This window comes from Sporosarcina aquimarina (assembly GCF_023715615.1).
Taxonomy (GTDB): Bacteria; Bacillota; Bacilli; order Bacillales_A; family Planococcaceae; genus Sporosarcina; species Sporosarcina aquimarina_A.
Genome location: NZ_JAMBOM010000003.1, coordinates 23320 through 49185, shown reverse-complemented (window position 1 = coordinate 49185; position 25866 = coordinate 23320). Strand labels below are relative to the sequence as shown.

Below are 25866 nucleotides of genomic sequence, written 5' to 3'. Positions count from 1 at the left end.
GAGGAAACACTTTTGGCACAAGTACAATATATCGGCACTGGCCGACGTAAAAGTTCAACAGCTCGTGTACGTTTAGTTCCTGGTGAAGGTAAAATCATCATCAACAAACGTGATGCAGAAGAATACGTACCATTCGAAACACTTCGCGAAATCATTAAGCAACCACTTGTAACTACGGGTACACTTGGAAGCTACGATATTCACGTAAACGTGAACGGCGGAGGATACACAGGACAAGCAGGAGCAATCCGTCACGGAGTAGCTCGTGCATTGTTAACTGTTGATCCTGATTTCCGTCCAGCTCTAAAGGCTGCAGGTCTACTTACACGTGACCCACGTATGAAAGAACGTAAGAAGCCAGGTCTTCGCGGCGCACGTCGTGCACCACAGTTCTCAAAACGCTAATTATCAATTACTCACAGTCCATTCCCTTACCGGAATGGGCTGTTTTTGTATAGGGGAATTCAGTTTCAACTAAGCGACTCAGTCTTTTCATCCGGACAGTCATTCCTCCTAGACAGGATTATCTCTGACAACCATCTAATGGCCCGAGCAAAGATTCAATCATGGAAAATCCATTAGGTAAAGGGTAGGAACGATCCAATTGACTGGCCAGACGAATGGGGTCACCAAAGAAATAGCGCTCATATTGAGTTTGTCTCGTACCAAAAGAACTCATCGTCAAATCCCATGCGAGTCTGAAGATTTTAACACGGTCTTCTGCGTTTTTAGTAGCTCCTTGCAAATACTGATCCAAGTCCTGCTGAATCTTGGAGTGGAACGCTTCTTCAGTAGGAATGGTCACCATCCCACTCGCTCCGATTAGCTGAATGATTTCACTGAAGCGCGGATAGACTAGCGGAAAGATGTTACTGGCTACTTGTAGAGGTATCATACTAGGTCGCATATACCCCCATTGATCGACAGTCGCATCTTGCTCGGATTTATCCAACAATGCTTTCAGTGTTTCTAAACTAATGATAATTTCTGATAATTTTCCTTGGATGTGGGAATACTCGCCTACGTTTATCGTTTCTACAAGAAGTTTTGCAACGCTTAGCATAAATTCTGTTTTGACAATTTGTCGTGTAATGACTTGGTGGAGTGTATATGGATGAAAGGAACTAGTTGCGAAGAATCGGGATGCCACTTCAGTATTGCGATAAAAGAAAACACGCTCCCATGGTACAAGTGCGTTATCGAATACGACAATGGAGTCCATCTCTTCAAATCGAGAACTAAGCGGGTAATTAAATGTAGAGTCAGTGCCCGCAAATGATTCCCGGCAGATGAAGCGCACTCCCTCAGAATCTGAAGGAAGTGTGAACGCAAAGGCTTCATCTGGATCTGGAAGTAATCTAGGTGCGCTGAATACAAGGATTTCATCCGTCAGTCCGCCTTGGGTTGCAAGCAATTTCGCGCCCTTGATAACGAGGCCGTCTTGTGTAGTGTCAACGATTCTTGCGGAGATGGGTTCATCTGAAGATTCTAAGTATATAGGTGCTCGATTTACCTGTGGATTGATGAATGTATGAGTAAACGTTAAATCCTGTTCTCTTGCCCTTGTATATGCAGTTTGAACGTGATTGGGGAAGCAGTTCTCTTTGCCTTCTAGAAAGTATGAGGAGCTTGCAAAACTCATAAGAACCGTATTTAGGTAGTCTGGACTTCTGCCCATTAGTCCACATGTCTGGCGCGCCCATTTCTCAATCATAGTCCTGCGCTTTTTTAAGTCCTCTATTGTTGTTGGCTGTAAAAAAGAAAGCCCTACTTTTTCACCGGATGTAGGAGAATCGTATGTCATTTCGGACTTATTTTCACGCAAAATCTGATAGTCATATAAAGAGGCTTTTGTTTTTAACAGTCCTCGGAACTCTGGACATTCAGAAATAGGAACCTCTAACTGTTGGCCATTTAGCCATATTTCCGGTTTCAATTGATTAATCCGGCTAATGAATTCATGGCCGTTTTTTGCTCCCATAGAACTCCTCCTACTTTTGGTGTTTAACATAGTCTATTACCTAACTAGGAAATGTGATTACATAAAAAGAATTCTACGTAAAGAAAGATGAATTCAAAAACCCGCGCTGTGCAGTTACCTATGCGTGTAAAAGGTCGAAGTTGAAAGTAATTTTCTGACTTGTTAACGGGGCATCGGATTACTTGAAAATAAGTTTTCATGTGCGGTATGCTATTTTAACGCAACAGCATGAAAGTGAGGTTTCTATAAAAAATGGAGCAATTTTTTGAAAAAATCCCTTTTGATCTAGATAAAATAATTGAAACGGCTATGAAGCTTGCAGTCATAATTGCAGCTTTTTCTATTGCGGTTCCTTTAGGCAAAAAAATGATCAGTGCGACCATTCATAAGATGTCCTTGACTAGAAAGACAAAACCGGGCCGCATTAAGACACTCGATAAATTACTATTAAATATTTTTTCTTATGTGATGATCTTCATTTTTATTGGTACTGTGCTATCCCTATTTGGAGTTAGCATTGGACCTCTGATTGCAGGTGCTGGTGTTGTTGGGCTTGCCATCGGATTTGGTGCACAAGGACTTGTGAGTGACGTCGTAACAGGTTTCTTCATCCTTCTGGAGCAACAGATGGAAGTAGATGATTATGTGACGGTGGCGGGCATTGACGGGGTTGTGGAAGAGATCGGTTTACGCACGACAAAAATACGGGCGTTCGACGGGACTCTCAATTACTTGCCGAACCGCATTATTGAAAATGTAGCCAACCATACACGAGGCAATATGCGGGCACTTGTCGATGTGGGAATTAGCTATTACAACGATGTCGACCAAGCTATTAGCGTCTTGGAACGGGTTTGTGAAGAATTCCAGCGTGACGAACGTTTTAAAGACGGACCGCATGCGATTGGCGTGCAAAGTATAGATGGCACAAATGTCGTGCTCCGAGTAATTGGTCAAGTTGAAAATGGACTGCAATGGGAATGTGAGCGAGACCTTCTGAAGGCCATCAAGGTCGCATTCGATGAAGCAAATATCGAACTTCCACTGAATTATCAAGTGATTCATCAGCAAGAGCAACTAGGCGAAAGCAATGGACGCGATTGAGTAGAACGTATATGATATCCATAGCAAGCCAAGCGTACAGGAGGCATACAAAAATGAAAGAAATTACAGCGAGTGAATTGGAAACATTGTTAGAAGAAGGTCAGCAAATTAACATGATTGACGTTCGGGAAGCGGATGAAATTGCGACAGGCAAAGTCATAGGTGCAATTCACATACCGCTTGGTGAAATTCCAGCTCGATTAGAAGAACTCGACAAAACAAAACCGTACACAATTATTTGTCGCTCGGGCGGGAGAAGTGGCCGTGCTGCACAATTTTTAGAAGAAGAAGGATACGATGTAACTAATATGACTGGCGGTATGCTTAGCTGGCAAGGACCAATCGAATAAGTAACGAATGCAGACGTCTTCCAAAGGAAGGCGTCTTTTCTATGCTTGGTCATATTAAAAACCGCTCGTGCGTATATTGGATGAAAAAGGCGGTGTCATATGAAGCGTGTGATAATTATTGGCTTACTATTAGTTTGTTCTTTAAGCGTTGTCTGGTATGGAGTAAATGCTTCAGATCGTGCATTTTTCATGCCTGCTGAGCTAGCTGGCGTCAAAGTGCTGTTGGATGCTGGGCATGGAGGAGAAGATGGTGGTGCTTCTACTAAAGAGCTCATTGAAAGTGATGTCAATCTTGCCATCACAAAAGAAGTGGAAAAGAAGTTGAAACAAAAAGGGGCTACTGTTGTTATGACACGTACGAAGTCTGGGGATGCCATCGCTGAGCATGCGCCAGATAAAGAGTTCTCATCGATGCGTGAACGGAAATTCGAAGATCTTAAGATGCGCGTTAAGATTGCTGAAACTGAAGAACCCGATATGTTTCTGAGTGTCCATGTAAATGCGATCCCCCAGACGCAGTGGAGAGGGGCGCAAGTTTTTTACCACCCTGAAGGACACGAAGGTGGAGAAGCACTCGCAAAATCGATTCAGAGTGCGTTTAAAGACCAATTAAAGAATACAGATCGTGAAGCAATGAAGATTAAAGGGGTATACTTACTGAAGAATATTCAAGTTCCTTCGGTCATCGTTGAAACAGGGTTCATTTCAAACCCTGAAGAACATAAATTGCTGGCGGATTCTAATTATCGGAAAAAAGTTGCCGATGCAATTGTCGAAGGTGTTGTCAAACATCAGACAATGGAACATAAATGATAAGCGCATCGCCATACTCAGCAGACGGACTATGATATACTTGGGGGGAATGTACTAACCTCTAAGGAGTGTTCCGTTGTGATAAATGAAGAAACAGTACGTGAATTACTAGGTGGCATGAGCGATCCCTTTTTACATAAAACATTAGCAGAAACCGATGGGATTGTAGGCATTACCATCAAGCCTGAAAAAGCGCATGTGAGTGTGAAATTGGCGATTGCTAAAATAAACACAGCTGAGCAAATGACCCTTCAATCGAAAGTTGTCGAGGTTCTTAAGGCAGCGGGTGCTGACTCGGTTGGAATTCGATTTGAAGAATTGCCACAAGAGACATTAGAGAAATTCCGTGGAACTGCGACAGCTGCAGAAGCACAAGATTTACTGTCTCCTATCAATGACGTAACGTTTATCTCCATTGCTTCAGGTAAAGGTGGAGTCGGGAAGTCGACAGTTTCCGTTAACTTAGCAGTTGGTCTTGCTCGTCTTGGTAAAAAAGTAGGGCTGATTGACTCAGATATTTACGGTTTTAGTGTTCCGGATATGATGGGGGTTACGGAATCACCTGTAATCCGCGGAGATCGGATCATACCTGTCGAACGTAAAGGCGTTAAAGTCATTTCGATGGGATTCTTTGTTGAAGATAATGCTCCGGTCGTTTGGCGTGGGCCGATGCTTGGTAAAGTACTTGACCAATTTTTCAGAGACGTGGAATGGGGAGAATTGGATTACATGATACTCGATCTACCACCGGGTACTGGTGATGTTGCGCTTGATATTCATCAGATGATTCCAGCCTCTAAAGAAATCGTTGTGACAACACCACATCCAACAGCTGCGTTCGTCGCTGCTCGTGCGGGTGCGATGGCGTTGCAAACAGACCACGCGTTGCTAGGGGTTATTGAAAACATGTCTTGGTTCCAGTCAAAACAAACTGGGGAAAAGGAGTTTGTTTTCGGTTCTGGTGGCGGAAAGCGGCTTGCTGAGGAACTTCGAACAGAATTGCTTGGACAAATTCCGCTAGGACAGCCGGATTGGGATGAAGAGGACTTCGCACCATCTGTTTATGCAGCGGACCATCCGATTGGAAAGATATATTTGGAAATCGCTCAAAACGTTGTGGATAAAATTCAGAAATAAGTAAAAGCGGAGTGGGTTACTTTCCCCCTCCGCTTTCTTCTTTATCATCTTCTTTTTCCTTTTTCTTATCATCTTTTTCAACCGGCTTCACTTCTCCTGCTTGTAGAATCAGTTCTTGCCACTTTGCTTGGAGCAGGGGACTGCTAATCGTTTCTTCGATTGCTTTTTCAAATTCCTTTTTCAAAGAGCCGGAGTGCAAGATGTTTTCTAACTGTTTTTGCATATCGGGGGTGCCAAAGAACTCTTCTAGTTCTTTTTGGAACGATGCATCGTTCATCAAAGCTTTCATAATTTCTTGTTGCTGATCCTTCATGCTGGAAGCGATTGTTTTTTGAAACTTCGGATCATCGAACGTTTCTTTCCAAAAATCTTTCCCCTCTTTTGAAAGTAACGTCGATTCGATGGCGGAAGTTACTTCTGGTTGTTCAAGGACGAGCTGTTTTCTAAATTCTTCCTCCGTCAGCAATTGTCTAATCGCTTTTTTTCCTTCCTCGGTTTGAATCGCATCAGTCATCATCTTTTTCGTTTCATCATAAGAAGGAGATGCATTTTGTGCGTTGCTACAAGCGGTTAAGACGAGTAGGACAGGGAGCAGATATATTAATAATTTTCTCATGAATTTGAAATCCCTCCACTGGCTTTTCAATTATTGTTCACAACTTTGCGCGTATTATGCAAAGACTGTTGAATGAAATAGATTTTTCGATAAATCGCTGTTACACTAGAATCAGTAATAAAAACGGAGGAACGCTGCTGTGACTATACGAAATTGGATTAAATTTTTCATACGGGCTCTACTTTTAGGTGGCTCTATTACTGGACTTGTCGGACTGATTGTTCGTTGGAACTTTTTTTACTCATACTTATCAACGGGAGAGTACTTCCAGTTTTTAGGTGCATTTTTATGGATGGTATTTTTAGGGTTTACGATGAGCGTAATCGCACAAATGGGCTTCTTCGCTTATTTAACCATTCACCAGTTCGGAGTGAATTTATTTAGAACGTTGACACTCTGGAATTGGGTACAACTATTGTTGATCGTCGTTGTTCTCTTTGACTTAGTCTTTTTCAGATTCCGGCTGACTTCGGATGATGTAGGACGAACTGTTCTCTATATGGTGTTGCTTGCGATACTTGTAGGAACTGCTGCAGTAACGGCTTGGTTCAAAGCGCAATGGACGAAAAAACATATCCTGATTTCAGCTTTGTTTTTCATGATTGTCATTACAACTCTTGAATGGTTACCAGCTTTAATGGTCCGCAATGGAGAAGTCGACACCTGGGTGACGATTATGCTATTCCCACTTGTCTCCGTGAATGCCTATCAACTCCTCGCGCTTCCGAAATATAATCGGAAATCGGATGAGGATAAGCTAAAATTAGATGCACGTAAAGCAGAGCGCAGAAAACAAAAAGCTGTAAATGCAAAATAACAAAAGACGCATGCTGGCAAAATTGCCGCTATGCGTCTTTTGTTATTCAGGAATCTTTTTGGTTTTGATATCTGTCGCAAATAAAACATCTTCCACGGATTGAAATTCACGACTGTCTAGTAATCGATCGATGTCATCCAATGTTGTTTTTCCTTTTCGCTCTAGAGCAACGGTTAATATTTCACCTTTTTTGTGGGGAGGGAGTTTTCCGCCTTTCCAACGTAAAGTGGAACCAAGAGCATTTATTTCATGTTTCCATAACGCTTCTTGAAGTAGTTTTGGAAAGACTTCATCGCTTGTACGGAACCAAAGAGGTTTTTTCTCGAATAGGGTGGTGAACTCCTCTAGCTGCTTAGTGAAAAGGGCAGAATCTTCTTCATAGGCGGCTCCTTCTTTACCTAAAAGAGCAACAGGAATATTTTTTTTGCGAATGAGCTCAGCAGAGTCCGGGAAGCGTATTGCCCAAGCTGTATCTACTAGTAACAAAGGATAGGGGGCTTCTAGCTCTGCAATCCAGTTTTCAAGCGCAGAGTCGCCAAAAGAAATATCTAGAGTCAGTGCTGAGCCGGATGTGCCTCTAACGACAACATCGGGTTCCTGTGTCAGTTTGAACACACTCAATATCTGAGGAGCTTTAATGGAAGAGGGCCATAATACGAGAATTAGCGTACAAATAATAATGATCCAACCTATCTTTTTTAGCACAAAAAGCTCCTTTCCAACATGTTTACTGTACTTTATGATGAAGGCTTGACCGTTATGCGCACCACATGCTATTATGTAAAAGTCGTTAAGAGACGAAGAGAACACGATGAAAAAACCTATTGCTATTTTTTGAAGTCGTGGTATAATTTTTGTTGTTCGATAAAAGCTAATACTATTATTCCGCAGTAGCTCAGTGGTAGAGCAATCGGCTGTTAACCGATCGGTCGTAGGTTCGAGTCCTACCTGCGGAGCCATTTTCCATGCCTATGCTTCCATAGCTCAGTAGGTAGAGTGCTTCCATGGTAAGGAAGAGGTCACCGGTTCGAATCCGGTTGGAAGCTCCAGTAATCTGTTTTGAACAGATGGCGACAGTATGGTGATAAAAATATGGCCCCTTGGTCAAGCGGTTAAGACACCGCCCTTTCACGGCGGTAACACGGGTTCGAATCCCGTAGGGGTCACCATGTTTGTTTCAGCAGTACATAGCAGATAAGCGATGTCGCCATGCACGCTTATCAATTATTAACCAATGGTGGGGTAGCGAAGTGGCTAAACGCGGCGGACTGTAAATCCGCTCCCTCCGGGTTCGGCGGTTCGAATCCGTCCCCCACCACCATTTTCCATGTTTAATTTCTTATACTTATGGTTATATTTAATAGTAGTAATCCGGTACAGAGATGAGCCGTTTTTTTTAATTACTGGGGTATAGCCAAGCGGTAAGGCAACGGACTTTGACTCCGTCACTCGTTGGTTCGAATCCAGCTACCCCAGCCAAAATTTTTAAAACTTCGTTTTAAAAATTTTTGCGAGAAATACCGTAAGGTATTTGGAGCAATACCATGCAAGAAAAGAAAACCATATATAAAACTTGCAACAGATACTAGGATTACACATAAAAACTTCGTTTTAAAAATTTTTGCGAGAAATACCGTAAGGTATTTGGAGCAATTGAAAAAAATTGAGAATCCTAGTTACTATATGATGATACTCTTGAAATAATTCGAAAAAATGATCTTTTAAAAAGTGATAAAAATGAACCGATATTTATAATAGAACGTCCTCGTCCCTTCCTAGCTTAACGGAAAGGGTTTTTTTGTCTTCTACCTATTATTAGGAATACTCACAGGTTCCAAGCAGTTCCTGGATGAAAGAGGTGTCACATGACGAACCATCAGGATATGATTCATAATTTAGTTCAACGTCAACCACAATTAGAGGTCTCACAGTTGTTGAACGATATCGTATATGCCATAGATAATTCTGCAATAGTAGCAATTACGGATAAAACAGGTGAAATTATTTATGCAAATGAGTTTTTCTCAAACCTCTCACAGTACTCTCAAGATGAGCTCATAGGGGCAAATCAACGCATCGTTAATTCAGGATTTCATCCAAAATCATTTTTTAAAGAAATGTGGAAGACAATTGGTCAAGGAAGAATTTGGCGAGGAGAAATCTGCAATCGCGCTAAAGATGGTTCTCATTATTGGGTGGATACCACGATTGTTCCTTTCCTAAATGAAAAAGGAATTCCGAACCAATATATTTCCATTCGACATGACATAACTGAAAAGAAAAGCATAGAAGTAACTTTAAGAAAACAAGCTGAGTTATATCGGCTGATTACAGAAAACTCGGGTGACTATATTGCTGTCGTAGATGCAAAAGGCAGAATTCACTACCAATCTCCTTCGATTGAAAAATTAATCGGCGGGTCAAATCCGGATGTTTTGAAGGCGATGGTAAGTGAGGATCTAGACAATTTAAAGGACGCTCTTCATCGGATCAATCAGACACATGTGCATGAGGTATCAGTGGAATTCCATTTGAAAGTAAATCAAAACTGCATTATGCAAATGAGTGGTAGTTTGTCGCGTATTACAACTGAAGGGGAATACGTTGGATTCAGCGTTTTGGTCATACATGATAATACAGCTGTAAAACAACAAGAAAAACTCATTCTGGACTTAGCCTCTCTCGATCAACTAACTGGACTATTAAATCGAAGATCCTTTTTGAAAGAGTTGTTTGTTGAAATCGAGCGAGTGAAAAATACGGATGAATTGCTTGGATTAGTCCACCTCAACATTGACAAATTGCGTTATGCCAATGAAACGTTTGGACACGACCGGGGCGATGAAATTATTAAGAAAATTGCAGAGCGTCTGGCTTTCCATCTGGATGGGGCATTGTGTGGGAGAACGGCTGGAGATGAATTTGCTTTTGTAATGAAAAGTAAAAAGTCCCCGGAAGAACTATTTGAGTGGACCTGTTTATTACAGAAAATAATAGAAGCACCTGTTGAAGTGGCGGGTCAATTATATAACCCTTCCGTAAGCTGTGGACTGTCAGTGTACCCTATCCATGCGACGGAAGTACCAGGGTGGATTACAACGACACAGCAAGCAATGCAGTATGTAAAAGGACAAGGTGGTTCGGGTAGCGCAATTTTTGTTCCTGATATGTATTCAAAATCGTTAGACCGGATTATCTTAGAAAACGAGCTTCGGAAAAGTGTCAAAGAGGAACATTTTCTATTGGAATATCAGCCCAAAGTTAATCTGGATAAAGAAGTGATCGTCGGATTTGAAGCGCTAGTTAGATGGCAACACCCTGATCTTGGACGAATTCCTCCCGACAAATTCATTGGTTTGGCAGAAGAAACGAAAATTATCATTCCTCTTGGAGAATGGATATTAGAAGAAGCGTTTAAAAAAGCAAAGGAACTTCAGACTGTCTGTTCATTGCCTATAACAGTAGCGGTCAACCTATCGGCAGTTCAATTAGAGAGTCCAGATCTCATTCCTTTTGTTCGCTCACTACTGGAGAAGACGGCTCTTGACCCTGCATATATTGAATTGGAAGTGACAGAGAGTGCGTTTGCTGATCGTTTGGAAATGAGTTCGTCACTTAGGCAATTGCGTGATCTTGGGTTTGTTGTATCCATAGATGATTTTGGAACAGGGTTTAGCTCGTTCAGTTATATAAAGGAATTCCCTGCGGAAACATTGAAGATTGATATGTCTTTTGTTCGCGATATTGAAACGAGTGAAAATAGTCGTGCAATCATAAAAGCGATTGTTACAATGGCCGACACCGCTGGAATGAATGTCATAGCAGAAGGAATTGAAAATGCTCAACAAGCAGATATTGTCAGACAACTCGGTTGCAGAGAGGGACAAGGTTATTTTTATAGCCGTCCCATTCCAGCCGCGGAAATCTGTGAATTACTTGAAAAATTTACGAAATCAAGTAAAAATGCTGAATAAATATTCAGTATATTGCTCGGTTGAGCCATTAGAAAGAAGCGGATACAATAGAAATGTCATATAAAGAAAACTTCAGGGGGAAAATAGACATGGAGAAGAACTTAAACATTTCAATGGTAGGCGTTCCGCTTGACTACGGACAGAGCCGAAGAGGCGTAGATATGGGACCAAGTGCAATTCGTTACGCAGGTGCAGTGTCTCGTCTTGAAGCAATTGGCCATCTCGTGACAGATACAGGAGATATTGCTGTTCCAACAGGAGAGCGCGTTGGACAGGAGTTAGATGGCTTAAAAAACCTTGATGAAGTTACAAATGCTTGCACGGATCTTGCGGAACGTGTTGCTGAGTTGACGAAGACTGGACAATTCCCGCTTATTTTTGGCGGCGATCATAGCATGGCGATTGGTACACTTGCAGGACTATCAGAGAAATACAATAATCTTGGTGTCATCTGGTATGATGCACACGCTGATATCAATACAGAGGAAACATCTCCTTCAGGTAATATCCATGGGATGCCTCTTGCGGTGAGCCTTGGAATGGGGCACGATCGACTTGTAAACATCTATAAAGAAGGTCGTAAAATTAAACCTGAGAACGTCGTAATCATAGGAGCGCGTTCTGTCGATCCTGGTGAACGCAAAGTGATTAAGGAATTGGGGATTAACGTGTTCACGATGCACGAAATCGATCGTGATGGGATGACGTCTGTCATGAATCAAGCAATTGACTACTTAACATCTAAAAATATTGATGGACTCCATTTGTCACTGGACTTGGATGGATTGGATCCGCTTTATACACCTGGTGTTGGCACGCCGGTTCCAGGTGGCATCAGTTATCGTGAAAGTCATTTAGCAATGGAGATGCTTCAAGATTCAGGATTAGTCACTTCTGCGGAGTTCGTAGAAGTCAATCCAATTTTGGATGATAAAAATGCAACTGCCGATGTAGCAGTTGGATTAATCGGTTCTTTGTTCGGTGAAAAACTTCTCTAAAAATAATTACTTTCACGATTTGAAGCTAATAAATGAGTGTAAAAGAGGCATACAATCAATGTGTGTCTCTTATTTTTTGGTGTATCGTAGAAAGTAAGGAAATATTTTTTGCAATTTGGTAAAATGAATTTAGATTTAAATGAAACCTGTAGACCCCTTCATCCGTATAGAAGGGACAGCCGCAGCAGAAGCGGAGGATGAGAGTCTTTGGATGAGTTGATCAATAAACGAATAAGTGAAGTGCTGAAAGGGAATCAAGATTCTTTTGAAGAGATTGTACTGCTTTTCCAGAACCGCTTATATCATGTCTGTTATCGGATGCTCGGAAGTCGGGAGGAGGCACAAGATATTGCGCAGGAGGCTTTTGTTCGGGCGTATACAAATTTGCATACGTTTGACCAAAAGCGTAAATTCTCGACGTGGATTTTTCGAATTGCGACGAACCTATGCATTGATAGAATCCGGAAAAAAAAGCCTGATTATTCTTTGGATGCGCAAGTTCCTGGGACGGAAGGGCTCGATATGTACTCACAAATTGCAGCCGCTGAAGATCTGCCTGAAGAGGAAGTCGAACGTATGGAGACACAAGAACGTGTTCAATACGAGATTGGACGTTTGCCTGAAAAGTATCGTTCAGTCATAACGCTTAGGTATATGGAAGAACTGCCACTCCAAGAGATCGCCGACATATTAGATCTTCCGCTAGGCACCGTGAAAACGCGTGTGCATCGAGGGCGAGATGCTTTACGAAAACAGATAGGTACAATGTAGGAGGGGTAAGGATGACTAACTGTCCGAATGAAGTTGTCCAATATATGCACGAATACCTGGATGGAGAAATAGCTCCTGAACACGAACAGGTATTAAATGAGCATCTCGCTACGTGCGAAGAGTGCCAAAAGCTATTCGATGAATTAAGTGATGCGGTTGCGCTCCTTGAACTTGCAGATCCGATGCAAGCACCGGTCGGATTTACTGAAGGAGTCATGGCGCGATTACCTCAAAGTACACAGCAAAAAAAGAAGAAGGGTGTAAATCGCTGGTTACGCAAGCATCCAATGTTGTCCGCAGCAGCGCTATTTCTCATTCTAATGAGTGCAGCACTCTTTTCAAGTTACAATACAAACGAACAATTTTCGGTGACGATGCAACCGAACCTCGTAATTGAAGGAGATACTGTCGTCGTCCCTGAAGGCGAAGTGATCAAGGGCGACCTCGTAGTAAAGAACGGGGATTTACGTATTGAGGGACAGGTTGATGGAAATGTAACTGTCATCAGGGGTGAGAAGTATATGGCCTCCACTGCCGTGGTTACAGGGAATATTGAAGAAATCGATGAACTATTTGACTGGCTTTGGTATAAGATGAAAACCGCATTCAAAGGTCTAACCCCTGACAAAACTGAAAATCAAGACACTGAGTAAGCGCCGCGCAATTTTGCCGGTCGCTTTTTCAGTAGGAGCGGGAACTTGGAAATCGATTTTCCCGTCTAAGTACAGCATGTTAAGAATGCTATATGGTATACTTAAATAAGTGAAAATTTGTCTACAAAGGTAGGGGAAGCGCATGCCTGATTGGGGAATCGTTACAAATATGAATGCAGTTGAAGTCTTGAAAGCCATTTTGGATGTGCTTCTCGTTTGGTTTGTTGTGTATAAACTCATCACAATTATCAAAGGTACAAAAGCTGTACAGCTGTTAAAAGGGATCTTCGTTATTTTAATCGTCCGGATTTTGACTGAGTTGCTCGGTCTAGACACCCTGAAATGGATGGTAGAACAAGTCCTGACATTTGGTTTCTTAGCGGTAATTATTATTTTCCAACCTGAGTTGCGCCGTGCGCTGGAACAACTTGGCCGAGGTCGACTGTTTGCTCGGACACAAATGCAGGAGGAAGAAGAGCGAGACCGTCTGATTAGTGCATTTACTAAATCAGTGAGTTATATGGCGAAACGACGAATCGGAGCTCTCATTACAGTGGAAAAAGAGACGGGATTAAGTGAATATATTGAAACCGGTATCACCATGAATTCTGATATTTCATCAGAATTGCTCATTAATATTTTCATTCCAAACACACCACTGCATGATGGCGCAGTCATTGTTCAAAAAAACAAAATTGCAGCAGCAGCCTGCTATTTACCATTATCGGAAAGCCCGTTCATCTCTAAAGAGTTAGGAACTCGGCACCGAGCAGCGCTTGGAATTAGTGAAGTGACCGATGCGTTCACCATTATTGTTTCCGAAGAAACCGGTGCAGTTAGTGTGACAACGGACGGCGATATTAATCGTAATGTTTCGATGGAAGAATTTGAACGGATTGTACGTCTCGCTTGGTTCGGAGACACTGCTGCTGTTAGTGCTGTCAACTCCATTTGGAAATGGGGGAAGAGAAAAAATGGATAAATTTATGGATAGTCCTTGGTTTCTGCGATTAACGGCCCTCGCACTTGCACTATCTCTCTTCTTTTCTGTACGTGCGGATGAGGAAAAAAAATCTCTTGCAAATGTAGGAGATTCAATGGATATCATTCGTGATGTTCCTGTTGAAGTATACTACGACAACGAGAACCTCGTAGTCACGGGAGTTCCTGAAACTGTTAATATGACTATTTCAGGACCGACAAATTTAGTGCAAACTACAAAGCTACTGAAAGATTTTACTTTGAAAGTTGACTTGCGAAGTATGCCGATGGGAAGCCATACGGTTCAAATTCAATCAGAAAATATTTCAGATAAAATCAAAGTCAAATTGGACCCAGCAACAATTGACGTAGATATTGAAGAGAAAATCACACAATCGTTTAGAGTGGATCCGGAAATGAACGATAAGTTACTGGCAGATGATTATGAACTGGTGAAAATGGAAGTGGATCCATCCACAATTGAAGTAACAGGTGCCAAAAGCGTTGTGGATTCCATCAGTTTTGTAAAAGTTTCTGTAACTGGTGACAATGAAATCAACAAATCGTTTGAGCAAAAAGGAAGAGTTCGAGTGCTAGATCGGGATTTGAACAAATTGAATGTTTTGATTGAACCAGAAGAAGTCACTGTAAAAGTGGATGTAGAAGCGTATCATAAAGAGGTACCGATTTCCGTTAAGCAAAAAGGGAAAACAAAAGAAGGGATTACTGTCAACTCCTTAACATCTGATGAAAAAATGGTGACCTTATATGGTCCACGTAAAACGGTAGATGCTATCGATCAGCTGAACGTAGATGTTGATGTGAGTGAGCTTACCGGAAGCGGGAAGCAATCAATTGAATTGCCAAAACCAAAAGGTGTTGTCAAAATGTCCGTTGACAAAGTAAATGTCAATATTGACGTCAAAGTATCACCAGAGGCAGAAAAGGATAGTGCAGATGGCGATAAGTCCGATGACGAGGCAAAAGTACCATCTTCTGGAGAATCTAGCAACTCAGATGTTGCAACAGAACAACCTTCTACAGATGGACAGGAACCTACCACCGTCACTAAGAAGACTCGTAAATTCACTGGGATAGAAATTGGAATACATGGTCTAGACAAGAGTTTTAAAGGAAGAATGGTAAAGCCTTCGGATGGGGTAGCAGCAGTTACGGTAACGGGCGAAGAAAAAGTGATCGATGCACTTACTGAATCGGATGTTACGGTGTTTGCAGAAGCCAAAAGTGTGAACCATGTCGGTGATCACGTTCTGCCGATTTTTGTGCAGGTACCATCGAATGTTCAGTATGAAGTTAACTTTAAAGATATTACATTAATGGTTGAACAAGCGTAAAATACGCAGAATGGATAGGATCGAAAGGGAGAATGAAAATGACTAAGTATTTCGGTACGGATGGTGTAAGAGGCGTTGCAAATGCAGAATTGACTCCAGAATTGGCATTTAAGCTAGGTCGTTTCGGTGGTCACGTCCTCACGCAACATTCAACAGAAGTAGCACGTGTTCTTGTTGGAAAAGATACTCGTATTTCTGGTCAAATGTTAGAGAGTGCGTTAATCGCTGGGCTTTTGTCAACAGGAGTCGAAGTCATGACACTCGGCGTAATCAGTACGCCAGGAGTCGCTTATTTAACGAGAGCAATGAATGCTCAAGCGGGTGTTATGATTTCAGCTTCACATAATCCAGTCGAAGATAATGGTATTAAATTCTTTGGAGCGGATGGCTTTAAGCTGTCGGATGATCTTGAATCTGAAATAGAGCAGCTTTTAAATGCTGAAACAGACACGTTACCTCGTCCAACAGGTGGCGATGTAGGAACCATTACAGAATACTTCGAAGGCTGTCAAAAATATAATCAGTATTTAAAACAAACAATAGACGGTGATTTTGAAGGCATGCACGTTGTCCTCGATTGCGCACACGGTGCAACATCTACGATTGCAACACACGTGTTTGCGGATTTAGAAGCCGACCTAACTACCATGGGAGCTTCACCAAATGGATTAAACATTAATGATGGGGTTGGCTCGACTCACCCTGAAGAACTCGCTAAACTTGTCCTTGAGAAAAATGCACAAATTGGACTTGCGTTTGATGGTGACGGAGACCGTCTAATCGCAGTCGATGAAACGGGAACGATTGTAGATGGAGACCAAATCATGTATGTCATCGGCAGTTATCTACATTCAAAAGGCGCGTTGAATTCAGATACGATTGTTTCTACTGTTATGAGTAATCTTGGATTCTACAAAGCATTGGAAGAACAAGGGATAAAAAGTGCCCAAACAGCGGTAGGTGACCGTTATGTTGTAGAAGAAATGCGTAAAGGCAATTATAATCTTGGCGGCGAACAGTCAGGACATATTGTTTTGCTGGACTACAATACAACGGGAGACGGTCTTATCACTGGACTCCAGCTTGTAAATATTATGAAACGAACAGGTAAGAAGTTGTCTGAGTTGACGAGTGGGATGACCATTTATCCTCAAAAGCTTGTGAATATCCGAGTGACGGATAAACATGCAGTAACGGATAATGCAAAAGTCGCTGCGATTATCAACGAAGTGGAAGTAGAAATGGGTGGGGAAGGACGGGTTCTCGTGCGACCTTCTGGAACAGAACCATTAGTTCGTGTGATGGTAGAAGCACCAACAACAGAAGCGTGTGAAAGTTATAGCACTCGAATAGTCAATGTGGTCACTCAAGAGATGGGATTAGACTGACGTAAATGGATGAAGAACTGAAGTTCCTAGATTTAAAGGACTTCAGTTCTTTTCAAAATTATCAAAGCAAATATGTTCAGGGGATAAGGACGATTGTAGTAGGGAACGGGGGTGTAGGTGTGGACTACGAAAAGTATCGTAAACTGTTAGCTGGAAAAACTGAGGAATCTTTCACAAAATGGGAAACTAAAAAGATGGTGAATGAGTCCGAACTCTATGCGTTTCTTCATACATTGAAAGGAACAGCTGGAACAATCGGACTTCATGATCTAGCAGAATTTTGCAGTGCACATTTAGAAATTTTGTCTCCAGATGATGAAGCAGGTATTCCAGTCTCGTCTTTAAAGAATTTTAAGAAAAACATTCGTTTACTAGTTAATGGCAACAAAAAGCAAAGACAGGATATCGTATTGCCAGACTTATATACGAATCATTTTGATCAAGAGACCTTCATTTTACTTATAGATGACGATTTAGAGTTCGTGACGTTTGTAAAAGAATTGTTGGAACAGCTCGGTGCGCAAGTTCTTGTTGCCATGAATGGTAAGCGCGGTATACAGCAATTTTACGATATGCAGCCGAATATGGTGATGATTGACTTACAACTACCGGATATGACGGGGTTGGAAGTCTATAAAAGCATCTGCGATACTGCAAGTGATCGACATGTAATTTCCATCTTAATGAGCAGTAACCACTCCAATGAAGTGATTAGCCAAGCGTATGAAGCAGGAGTAATGGATTTTATAAGAAAGCCATTTGAGCTGGATCTGTTTGTACCTTTTATATTTAATCGGGATAAATTACAAAAAGCAATCAGCCAATCCATTACGACAGACGGGTTGACCGGTGTAGGCAATCGTAAACGGTTAGATGAGATGCTGAAATACTGTGAAAGACTCTCACAACGTTCTGGCTTGCCATTCTCCGTTGTGATGATGGACTTAGATCATTTTAAAAGTGTAAATGATACATATGGACATCCTACAGGAGATGAAGTTCTGAAAGCTTTTAGCAGAATCGCCCTCGAAGAAAAAAGGGAAACCGACTATATCTTCCGCTATGGAGGGGAAGAATTTGTCATGCTCGTTACGGGTGGCACGGAAGAAGCAAATACCTTTGTAGAACGGTTACATGAGTCCTTCAATAAGCTTATGTTCAAAGAAGGAGATCGCTCATTTTCTGTTACGTTTTCAGCAGGAATCGCAGAATATGAAGGTAAATTGGAAATGCTTCTTATTGAAGCAGACCAAGCGCTCTATCAAGCAAAACGCACTGGGCGAAATCGGAGTGTGATTTTTGATAAGAGTATAGTCCAAGTAAAGCGTAAACTTCAAGTCATCATTGTCGATGATGACCTTCTTATCCGGACGATGTTAGAAGAAGAACTGAGTGAATGGATTTCACCTGACATTGAGTTATCTGTGAAGTTGTTTGAGGATGGCATATCATTTCTAGCAGCGGATTGGTATGATCCGGATACCAACTTCATTATCCTTTTGGACGGCATCATGCCTGGAATGGATGGACTGGAAGTATTGGAACGACTAAAGCGAAGACCGAATACAAATAATGTCTTAGTTTCAATGATGACTGCCCGCACGAGTGAAGAAGACATTAAGTCTGCACTTTGGCTAGGCGCAGACGATTATCTGATGAAGCCTTTCCAAAAAAACGAAATTCTATCTCGTATCCAAAATTTATCATCTAGAATGTTTTAATACAAATTTGACTAGACCAGGAGGATCGCTCATGGAAGAAGGCAAGAAGATACTAGTGGTCGACGATGAAGAGATTTTAAGAATGCTGATTGCTGATACGCTTTCTTTTGAAGGGTATGCTGTGGAAGAAGCGCAAGATGGTCAAGAAGGTTTTGACAAAGCGGCAACTGGTCAATACGATGTCATCCTTCTTGATTACATGATGCCAAAATTAACAGGGCCAGAGGTGTTAGAACGCTTACAACCACTTCAACTAGGAATCCCGATAATTATGCTGACAGCAAAAGCTCAGCAATCAGATCGTGACTTAGCTGCTCATTTTGGAGCAGACTATTTCATGCCTAAACCATTTAGCCCTTCTGAACTTGTTGCGCTGGTAACACAAGTATTGGAAGAAACTGTGTAAGACAAACAAAAACGCTAGCTCCTTAATAGGGAGCTAGCGTTTTGCGTCTTCACGCTTTAATCGTGTATTTGTTCCGCAAGTAAATAGCAGAGCCATTCAATAGAAATAGACTGATGAGCAACACAATACTAGCGGCTGCAGCTAAGTGCGCATAGTCTGCAACCAGTGCCGCGTCCAATGTCCAGTAGTAGATTTGCATCGGCAAGACCGTGAAACGATCTAAGATACCACCTGGGAATGGAATGAGTAATGCAGGTATTCCTAGGACAACAAGCGGTGCTGTTTCTCCAATAGCTCTTGAAAGAGCTAAAATTGCACCTGTCAAAATTGTTGGTAAAGCGACTGGCAAAATAACGGATTGAATGGTTTGCCATTTGGAAGCACCTAATGCGTAGGACGCATCTCCGAGCTGATGTGGAACAGACCGAAGTGCTTCTTGTGCAGAAACAATAACGATAGGGAGAATGAGCAACGATAAGGTAAGCCCTCCAGCGAGTACGACACTCCCAAATCCGAGTGCTCTCACAAATACTGTCAATCCAAGAATTCCGAAGACAATCGATGGGACACCTGCAAGATTCCCGATATTGGTTTGAATAAACGTTCGGATTTTACCATTCTTTGAATAGAGTTCTAAGTATACAGCTGAACCAATTCCAATCAGCATTGTTACAGGAACAACAACAGCTAGCAACCAAAAAGTACCAAGCACGGCGCCCATAATCCCAGCTCGTTCAGGTGAAGTGGAAAAACGTCCTGTTAGAAAATCGAGTGACACCCAACTCAAGCCTTCGGTAGTAATTCGAACTAACAAGATGCCCATGATGACAATTCCAAACAGAGCAGCAGCTCCAAAGACTATTTTGGCTGAGCGGTCTGCGAGAAGACGGAAACGAATTCTAGATGAATTTGGCGATTGTCGTGTATGAAGCATATTAATACACCTCCCTGAACTTACGCGCGATTTTCCCAGCTAGCAAGTTCATCAGTAACGTCGTCGCAAATAACGTCATCGCGACTGCGTACAAGCTATAGTAAACTGTGGAACCCGCTGCTGCATCTCCGCTTGTAACTTCTACGATATAGGCGGTCATTGTTTGCATAGACTCTGTAATGTCGAACGTGAAGTTTTTAGAACTGCCGCTTGCAATCGCGACGATCATCGTTTCACCAAGTGCACGCGAAATCCCAAGTACAAAGGAAGCGATGATGCCGGATAGTGCAGCCGGTACAACCACTTTCAAGGCTGTTTCCAATTTGGTAGAACCGAGTGCTGCCGAACCTTCACGCATAGCCTGAGGGACAGAACGCATCGCGTCCTCTGAAAGCGATGCAATCATCGGAATGATCATGACACCCATTACCAAGCCAGGGCTCAAAATATTTGTAGCTTCTAAGCTAGGTATCCATTGTCGAAGCAATGGAGTAACGAATGTGAAAGCAAAGAACCCATAGACGATGGTCGGCACACCTGCAAGCAATTCCAGTGCAGGCTTCAGGACGCTTCGTACCCGACGTGAAGCATATTCACTTAAATAGATTGCTGCCATGAGACCGATTGGACCCGCCACCAAGATCGCAATCCCAGAGGAGACGAGTGTCCCCATCACTAGGGGAAGTATACCAAAGGCGGGTGTTTGGCTTAGTGGTTTCAGCACAGTTCCAGTGAAGAAGTCAAGTACCGGCACAGTTTTAAAAAACTCAATAGTCTCGGTCAATAAAATAATGAGAATACCTAGCGTCGTTAGAACAGATAAGAAAGCGAGCAGGAACAGAAATCTTGGAATCCAGACTTCAATTGTTTTTCTGAACGACTTCTTGTCCTGATTGTGACGGATGAGGTCACGGATGCCGCTACTACTATTTGAGCTTGCTTGGAATGGAGATGTCATAACCTCTCATCCTCCTTTTCTACGATGAGTGGCGATGTCTTACTTATCACCGAGTGAATTCAGGAAGTCCAGGTTCTCTTTACTCTCAGCTTCTGGAATCGGTGCAAACCCAGTTTCGCCAGCCATCTTATTTGCATTTTCCAGAACATATTTTGCGTAATCAAGTACTTGAGGCTTCTCTTTTGCGTGTCCGACATTCAAATAAGTAAACACCGGACGTGTGAAATCTGCATAGTCTCCATCTTCTGCGATGGTTTCAAGTGAAGGTTCTACAGGTCCATTCCCGAAATCTACAGGAACAGCTTTTAGTTTCTCTTGGTTACCTGCGTAATAGCCAAATCCGAAAAATGCAATACCGTTTTTATCGTCTGATACGAGTGTAACGAGTGTCGAATAATCTTGTTGCAAGTTAACTGAAGACTTTAGATCTTGTTCTTCTAACACTTTTTCATAGAAGAATTCGTAAGTTCCGTGGTTTTCGTTCGGCCCCATTGCTTTGATCTCTTCGTCAGGCCAAGAAGGATCTAGATCCGACCATTTTGTTACCTTCCCATCTGCTGTGAAAATACTTATAAGTTGTTCAGGTGTCAGTTGGTCTACCCAATCGTTATCTTTATTGACGACGAACGTAAGACCGTCTAGTGCGAGTTTGAGTTCTTTCACGTCAATACCCGCATCCTCTGCAGCTTGAGTTTCTTCATCTTTTATAGTACGAGAAGCATCATTGAAATCTGTTCCGTCTTCTACAAGAAATTTCTTGAAACCAGCACTCGTGCCAGCGCGACTTACTTCTACAGAGACGCCTTCTTGTTCATCCAACATGTAGTTTTCAGCGAGTTTCGCCATGAGCGGATAAACCGTTCCAGAGCCATCGATCAGAACACTTCCTTCAAGCTCCGAAGATGCAGTTGCAGAAGCAGTACCACTTTCCTCGTCCTTTGCGCTACAAGCAGTAAGTGCGAGAGCCGCCACTCCGATTAGAATGGTTTTTTGAATGGATTTAATCAATGAATGTTCTCCCCTTTGTTTATGTTTTGTGTGCCTTTCAACTTTTAGTATAGGGATGGAGTGTAAAGGCAGTATGGGAGAAGTGTAAAGACTGTGTAAAGATGAGGGGAGGGTGGAGAACCCGCTCGTATCCGCGTCCAACCCGCTCGTTACGTCGGAGAACCCGCCCGTTTTCGCGCCCAACCCGCTCGTATCGTCAGAGAACCCGCCCGTTTTCGCGCTCAACCCGCTCGTATCGTCGGAGAACCCGCTCGTATCCGCGTCCAACCCGCTCGTTTCCGAGTTCAACCCGCTCGTTACGTCGGAGAACCCGCCCGTTTTCGCGCCCAACCCGCTCGTTACGTCAGAGAACCCGCTCGTATCCGCGTCCAACCCGCTTGTATCGTCGGAGAACCCGGTCGTATCCACGCCTAACCCTCTCGTTACGTCAGAGAACCCGCCCGTTTTCGCGCCCAACCCGCTCGTATCGTCAGAGAACCCGCTCGTATCCGCGCCCAACCCGCTCGTATCGTCGGAGAACCCGCTCGTATCGTCAGAGAACCCGCTCGTATCCACGCCTAACCCGCTCGTTACGTCGGAGAACCCGCCCGTATCCGTGTCCAACCCGCTCGTTACGTCGGAGAACCCGCCCGTTTTCGCGCCTAACCCGCTCGTATCGTCGGAGAACCCGCTCGTTTCCGAGTTCACCCCGCTCGTTACGTCGGAGAACCCGCCCGTATCCACGCCTAACCCGCTCGTATCGTCAGAGAACCCGCTCGTATCCACGCCTAACACGTTCGTATCGTCAGAGAACCCGCCCGTTTTCGCGCCCAACCCGCAAGTTACGTCAGAGAACCCGCCCGTATCCGCGTCCACTCCGCTCGTATCCGAAGCCAACCCGCCCGTTTCCACGCCAACCCCCAATCAAAAAAGCCTCCGAGCGAAGCAGGAAACTTCCTGCTCACTCAGTGGCTCATGTCACTCATCACTCGTAGGATATAAAATTCGCCCGTCATCTACTTTCAGCGTTTCAGCGACGGTTTCAGAAAGTGTACGAAGTGGATAAGGCTTCGTCATATAATGATTGATTCCAAATTTGCGGGTCAACTCTTCTTCGCGTTCTAGCGCTGAAGAAATAATGATTGGGATTTGCCGCGTCTCGGCGTCGCCCTTCAACATGCCAATTAAATCCCAACCGGTAAGCTCCTCTTGAAGCATTAAGTCGATAACCATACAGTCTGGCTGATGTTTTTTCGCATAATCGAATGAACTCACGACGTCGTGAAAATGGAATACTTCATATTCATGTGCTTTCAACTCTTCTTCTAACAACAGAGCGATGCTTGGATCATCTTCCACAACTACGATGGCGGGTAATTCAGAGCGCTCGGGCAAACGTGCCGGGGCAGGTTTTAAAGGGATGGTAAAGCTGACTGCCGTGCCCACGTTTTCCTCAGACTCCACTGTTATTTCTCCACCATGTTTTTCGATAATCTTTCGGCAGATCGCAAGACCCAGTCCGGTGCCACCGATTTTTCTTCTATACGTATTGTCAAATCGATAGAATTTTTCAAACATATGCTTCAATTCATCTGCCGGGATGCCGATTCCTTCGTCCTGGACGGTGACTTTTAAATGATTCCCTTGTTGAGCAAGTGTCACACGTACATCTCCACCATCTGGAGAGAATTTAATGGCATTGCTGAGTAAATTCGTGAAAACTTGAACAAGGCGATCAGGATCCACCATGCAACGAGTTTGTTCATCATTCACTTGTAATACAATCGAATGATGATCCTGCGCAGGGAAGTTCTGAATGGTCTGCTGTGCGATGTCTACAATGTCTACTTCTTGCATCGTGTATTCCTGGTTCCCGGACTCCATGCGTTGCACATCCAAAAAGTCATTGATCAGAGAGGTCAGACGTTTTGCTTCTTTATAAATTGCATCAAGATAACGGGAGCGCCTTGCACTATCCATTTCTTTGCCGATAAGCAACTCGGTGAATCCAAGAATACTTGAGAGAGGGGTACGTAGTTCATGGCTAACCGTTGAGACGAGTTCTGTCTTCATTTTATCAACTTCAAATGCTTGTGTAATATCCCTGTGGACAAACAGAGTGCCAATCCGCTGTCCTTCATAATGCACAGGAGACCCATAGAGCGAAATCACTTTCGCTTCAGACCCTTTAACCGTATAGATTGTCTCTGCGAGTCCAGAAGTTTCGTCTTCTAGAGATGCATTAATAAAGCTAGTGAGCGCCTCTGGGTTAGTAGAAAGTTCAGCCATTCGCTCTTTCCAGTCTTGCTGAGAAACCGTTTCAGAAGGCTGGTCGATTAAAATAGATAACGCCTGGTTCACTTGAACAGGGGAGCCTTCCATAGAGATGAACTGAATGCCTTCTTCCAGATTATCAAGTATCGTACGGTTCAATTGCCGCTCCTTACTGATGAGTTCATGTTGATCGATTCGGTCAATTGCAAACGAGACACGACTCGCAAGTGCGAATAGATCCGCCTGATCTTCTGCTGAAAATTCGCGTGATGAACTACTAAGGACGAACAGTGCTTTAAAAGTTTGACCGATAACGTGTGGTGCAGCGTAAAAATCATAAGCGATTGAGCCATCTTCCAATACACGCTCAACTTGGAAGGAGGGTTCCGTCTTTAAACGTTCAAGAGCTGTTTGTGCAAGCTCATCAGGATAGTTAGCAAATGCTTCTTCTGAGAAGCCTTGTAACACATGCTGATTAGTCGAAGGCAGATAGATCATTCCTTGGTCAATCAAAAACAGTGTATCTAAGTAGGTAAGGGTTGAAGTGGCAATCCCTTTCGCATCATCTGAAAACGAGAGTTGATGGCTCAATCCGTTATAGCGTTCTAACCGTATTTTTGAATTTCGCGCTTCTGTTAGAGCACTTTCGAGTTGTTTCTTCTGGATGAATAATTCATCCTGCTGAGAGAGTAGCTCTTCTTGTTGGGACAAGAGTTCTTCGTTTTGAGCCAGTAATTCTTGTTCCTTCACTTGTATCGTTTCCATCATTCCAGCAAACGAACGGGAAAGTGAGCCAAGCTCATCTTCCCGGATTTCGGGTTCATAATTCACGTCTTGATCGGACATATAACGTTCAGTCGCAGTCGTCATGGATTCAATCGGAGAGATGAGCTTACTGACGACGCGCCAACTGAAGAACACCAAGAACAGGAGCACAACAATTCCTACAAGTAGAATGGCTAGATAGAGCTGATTCAACTGCTCTTCGGATTTTTGATAAAATTCATCACGATCATCTTTTGCCTGTTGTTCGTACTGGTCTGCATACTTGATAAACTGATTGACTGAAAGATTTGTCCCGGCACCAGATAACTCACGCAAGCCTTCGTAGTCATCGTTGTCTACTAATTCTACGGCTTGTGGAAGAATAACCTTTTCGAAATTAGAAACGAATCCTTTGATTTCATTGGTAAATTGTTGTTCTTTCTCTGTTAACTCAATCGCGTTCAATCTGTTGTTTAACTCATCAATATTACGAATTTCTTTATGAGCCAATTTCAGTTCATGTTCGAGTTTGAACGCGTAGAATCCACGGGTTCGAAAAAAGAGATCAGTGATGCTGTCGGAGAGTTCGCTAATTATTTTTGCTTTTTCAGTTTGTGCAACTAGCTTTTCACTCCGTTGTTCAAACATGGAGGTGCTATAGAAATATGCGGCTCCAAGTAACAGTAATAATCCAATCGAGAGCGATGCACTAATTCTCATATAATAGGTACGAATGCTCTTTCTAGGCACGGTACACCTCATTATCTTTTAATTTGATACTCCTATTCTATCACGCTAGTAAATTGAGCGTAGTAGTTTTTTCTATTGTCATGGAAAAAGAAAAAAACAGGCTATTCCCCTATAGTAAGAAGGGAACAGCCCG

The 25866-nt window shown here is 42.9% G+C and carries 22 protein-coding genes and 5 tRNA genes; 20 read left to right on the top strand and 7 right to left on the bottom strand.

Features of this window, described 5'->3' with window-relative positions:
- Window positions 1-12 precede the first annotated feature (12 nt).
- Entirely contained in the window at window positions 13-405 is a 393-nt protein-coding gene (gene rpsI / locus M3197_RS09740; protein WP_039043294.1) for a 30S ribosomal protein S9, read from the top strand.
- Window positions 406-523: 118 nt separating this feature from the next.
- Here rpsI and hpaB read toward each other — a convergent pair whose 3' ends face one another.
- On the bottom strand, window positions 524-1981 hold the full coding sequence (gene hpaB / locus M3197_RS09735) for a 4-hydroxyphenylacetate 3-monooxygenase, oxygenase component (RefSeq protein WP_251661133.1): 1458 nt from the start codon (window positions 1979-1981) through the stop codon (window positions 524-526).
- Window positions 1982-2233: 252 nt separating this feature from the next.
- On the opposite strand from hpaB, the gene M3197_RS09730 reads away from it, so the two are divergent.
- From M3197_RS09730 to M3197_RS09715, 4 genes are all read left to right on the top strand, one after another.
- Window positions 2234-3085: a mechanosensitive ion channel family protein gene (locus tag M3197_RS09730; RefSeq protein WP_251661131.1), complete on the top strand. Its 852-nt coding sequence runs from the start codon at window positions 2234-2236 to the stop codon at window positions 3083-3085.
- 53 nt (window positions 3086-3138) lie between these two features.
- Window positions 3139-3435 carry a rhodanese-like domain-containing protein gene (locus M3197_RS09725; protein ID WP_251661130.1) on the top strand — a complete coding sequence of 99 codons (297 nt, stop codon included), beginning with the start codon at window positions 3139-3141 and terminating at the stop codon, window positions 3433-3435.
- Window positions 3436-3534: 99 nt separating this feature from the next.
- Window positions 3535-4248 carry an N-acetylmuramoyl-L-alanine amidase gene (locus M3197_RS09720; RefSeq protein WP_251661128.1) on the top strand — a complete coding sequence of 238 codons (714 nt, stop codon included), beginning with the start codon at window positions 3535-3537 and terminating at the stop codon, window positions 4246-4248.
- Between the two features lie 78 nt (window positions 4249-4326).
- Window positions 4327-5385, top strand: coding sequence for an Mrp/NBP35 family ATP-binding protein (locus tag M3197_RS09715; RefSeq protein WP_251661126.1), 1059 nt, complete (start codon window positions 4327-4329; stop codon window positions 5383-5385).
- A 16-nt stretch (window positions 5386-5401) separates the two neighbouring features.
- Here the strand turns inward: M3197_RS09715 and gerD are convergent, their stop codons facing one another.
- Window positions 5402-6001, bottom strand: coding sequence for a spore germination lipoprotein GerD (gene gerD / locus M3197_RS09710; protein ID WP_251661124.1), 600 nt, complete (start codon window positions 5999-6001; stop codon window positions 5402-5404).
- 139 nt (window positions 6002-6140) lie between these two features.
- Here gerD and M3197_RS09705 point away from each other — a divergent pair, with 139 nt between their 5' ends.
- Window positions 6141-6818: a KinB-signaling pathway activation protein gene (locus M3197_RS09705; protein WP_251661122.1), complete on the top strand. Its 678-nt coding sequence runs from the start codon at window positions 6141-6143 to the stop codon at window positions 6816-6818.
- Between the two features lie 42 nt (window positions 6819-6860).
- Here the strand turns inward: M3197_RS09705 and M3197_RS09700 are convergent, their stop codons facing one another.
- On the bottom strand, window positions 6861-7523 hold the full coding sequence (locus M3197_RS09700) for a hypothetical protein (protein ID WP_251661120.1): 663 nt from the start codon (window positions 7521-7523) through the stop codon (window positions 6861-6863).
- 179 nt (window positions 7524-7702) lie between these two features.
- Between M3197_RS09700 and M3197_RS09695 the strand changes: the two genes are divergently transcribed.
- The 14 genes from M3197_RS09695 to M3197_RS09630 all read left to right on the top strand — a co-directional run bounded on the left by M3197_RS09695 (window position 7703) and on the right by M3197_RS09630 (window position 19065).
- Window positions 7703-7777: transfer RNA gene (locus tag M3197_RS09695), tRNA-Asn, on the top strand.
- Window positions 7778-7791: 14 nt separating this feature from the next.
- Window positions 7792-7867: transfer RNA gene (locus M3197_RS09690), tRNA-Thr, on the top strand.
- A gap of 45 nt (window positions 7868-7912) precedes the next feature.
- Window positions 7913-7987 (top strand) — tRNA-Glu (locus tag M3197_RS09685).
- Between the two features lie 67 nt (window positions 7988-8054).
- Window positions 8055-8139: transfer RNA gene (locus M3197_RS09680), tRNA-Tyr, on the top strand.
- Window positions 8140-8222: 83 nt separating this feature from the next.
- Window positions 8223-8297 (top strand) — tRNA-Gln (locus M3197_RS09675).
- Window positions 8298-8683: 386 nt separating this feature from the next.
- On the top strand, window positions 8684-10792 hold the full coding sequence (locus M3197_RS09670; RefSeq protein WP_251661118.1) for a sensor domain-containing protein: 2109 nt from the start codon (window positions 8684-8686) through the stop codon (window positions 10790-10792).
- 89 nt (window positions 10793-10881) lie between these two features.
- Complete coding sequence (rocF, locus tag M3197_RS09665) at window positions 10882-11790, top strand: arginase (RefSeq protein WP_251661116.1); 909 nt, start codon at window positions 10882-10884, stop codon at window positions 11788-11790.
- A 207-nt stretch (window positions 11791-11997) separates the two neighbouring features.
- Window positions 11998-12561, top strand: coding sequence for an RNA polymerase sigma factor SigW (gene sigW / locus M3197_RS09660; protein WP_251661114.1), 564 nt, complete (start codon window positions 11998-12000; stop codon window positions 12559-12561).
- Window positions 12562-12572: 11 nt separating this feature from the next.
- Window positions 12573-13214, top strand: a complete 642-nt coding sequence (locus tag M3197_RS09655) for an anti-sigma factor family protein (RefSeq protein WP_251661111.1) — start codon at window positions 12573-12575, stop codon at window positions 13212-13214.
- Window positions 13215-13356: 142 nt separating this feature from the next.
- Window positions 13357-14196: a diadenylate cyclase CdaA gene (cdaA, locus tag M3197_RS09650; protein ID WP_285851292.1), complete on the top strand. Its 840-nt coding sequence runs from the start codon at window positions 13357-13359 to the stop codon at window positions 14194-14196.
- Window positions 14189-15550: a CdaR family protein gene (locus M3197_RS09645; protein WP_251661107.1), complete on the top strand. Its 1362-nt coding sequence runs from the start codon at window positions 14189-14191 to the stop codon at window positions 15548-15550. Before cdaA ends, M3197_RS09645 begins: the two co-directional genes overlap by 8 nt.
- Before the next feature lie 38 nt (window positions 15551-15588).
- Window positions 15589-16938, top strand: a complete 1350-nt coding sequence (glmM, locus tag M3197_RS09640) for a phosphoglucosamine mutase (protein ID WP_251661105.1) — start codon at window positions 15589-15591, stop codon at window positions 16936-16938.
- A gap of 119 nt (window positions 16939-17057) precedes the next feature.
- Window positions 17058-18659, top strand: a complete 1602-nt coding sequence (locus M3197_RS09635) for a diguanylate cyclase (RefSeq protein ID WP_251661103.1) — start codon at window positions 17058-17060, stop codon at window positions 18657-18659.
- Window positions 18660-18690: 31 nt separating this feature from the next.
- Window positions 18691-19065, top strand: a complete 375-nt coding sequence (locus M3197_RS09630) for a response regulator transcription factor (RefSeq protein WP_251661101.1) — start codon at window positions 18691-18693, stop codon at window positions 19063-19065.
- A 49-nt stretch (window positions 19066-19114) separates the two neighbouring features.
- On the opposite strand, the gene pstA is transcribed toward M3197_RS09630, so the two are convergent.
- The 4 genes from pstA to M3197_RS09610 all read right to left on the bottom strand — a co-directional run bounded on the left by pstA (window position 19115) and on the right by M3197_RS09610 (window position 25703).
- Window positions 19115-19999, bottom strand: a complete 885-nt coding sequence (gene pstA / locus M3197_RS09625; protein ID WP_251661099.1) for a phosphate ABC transporter permease PstA — start codon at window positions 19997-19999, stop codon at window positions 19115-19117.
- A gap of 1 nt (window position 20000) precedes the next feature.
- Window positions 20001-20957, bottom strand: a complete 957-nt coding sequence (gene pstC, locus M3197_RS09620) for a phosphate ABC transporter permease subunit PstC (RefSeq protein WP_251661097.1) — start codon at window positions 20955-20957, stop codon at window positions 20001-20003.
- A 39-nt stretch (window positions 20958-20996) separates the two neighbouring features.
- Entirely contained in the window at window positions 20997-21962 is a 966-nt protein-coding gene (locus M3197_RS09615) for a PstS family phosphate ABC transporter substrate-binding protein (RefSeq protein WP_251661638.1), read from the bottom strand.
- 960 nt (window positions 21963-22922) lie between these two features.
- Entirely contained in the window at window positions 22923-25703 is a 2781-nt protein-coding gene (locus M3197_RS09610; RefSeq protein WP_251661094.1) for an ATP-binding protein, read from the bottom strand.
- Window positions 25704-25866: the final 163 nt, after the last annotated feature.

Coding starts and splice junctions, on each gene's coding strand:
- hpaB (WP_251661133.1), bottom strand. CDS start 1,981: ATGGGAGCAAAAAACGGCCATGAATTCATTAGCCGGATTAATCAATTG.
- M3197_RS09730 (WP_251661131.1), top strand. CDS start 2,234: ATGGAGCAATTTTTTGAAAAAATCCCTTTTGATCTAGATAAAATAATT.
- M3197_RS09725 (WP_251661130.1), top strand. CDS start 3,139: ATGAAAGAAATTACAGCGAGTGAATTGGAAACATTGTTAGAAGAAGGT.
- M3197_RS09720 (WP_251661128.1), top strand. CDS start 3,535: ATGAAGCGTGTGATAATTATTGGCTTACTATTAGTTTGTTCTTTAAGC.
- gerD (WP_251661124.1), bottom strand. CDS start 6,001: ATGAGAAAATTATTAATATATCTGCTCCCTGTCCTACTCGTCTTAACC.
- M3197_RS09670 (WP_251661118.1), top strand. CDS start 8,684: ATGACGAACCATCAGGATATGATTCATAATTTAGTTCAACGTCAACCA.
- rocF (WP_251661116.1), top strand. CDS start 10,882: ATGGAGAAGAACTTAAACATTTCAATGGTAGGCGTTCCGCTTGACTAC.
- M3197_RS09655 (WP_251661111.1), top strand. CDS start 12,573: ATGACTAACTGTCCGAATGAAGTTGTCCAATATATGCACGAATACCTG.
- cdaA (WP_285851292.1), top strand. CDS start 13,357: ATGCCTGATTGGGGAATCGTTACAAATATGAATGCAGTTGAAGTCTTG.
- M3197_RS09645 (WP_251661107.1), top strand. CDS start 14,189: ATGGATAAATTTATGGATAGTCCTTGGTTTCTGCGATTAACGGCCCTC.
- glmM (WP_251661105.1), top strand. CDS start 15,589: ATGACTAAGTATTTCGGTACGGATGGTGTAAGAGGCGTTGCAAATGCA.
- M3197_RS09630 (WP_251661101.1), top strand. CDS start 18,691: ATGGAAGAAGGCAAGAAGATACTAGTGGTCGACGATGAAGAGATTTTA.
- pstA (WP_251661099.1), bottom strand. CDS start 19,999: ATGCTTCATACACGACAATCGCCAAATTCATCTAGAATTCGTTTCCGT.
- pstC (WP_251661097.1), bottom strand. CDS start 20,957: ATGACATCTCCATTCCAAGCAAGCTCAAATAGTAGTAGCGGCATCCGT.
- M3197_RS09610 (WP_251661094.1), bottom strand. CDS start 25,703: ATGAGAATTAGTGCATCGCTCTCGATTGGATTATTACTGTTACTTGGA.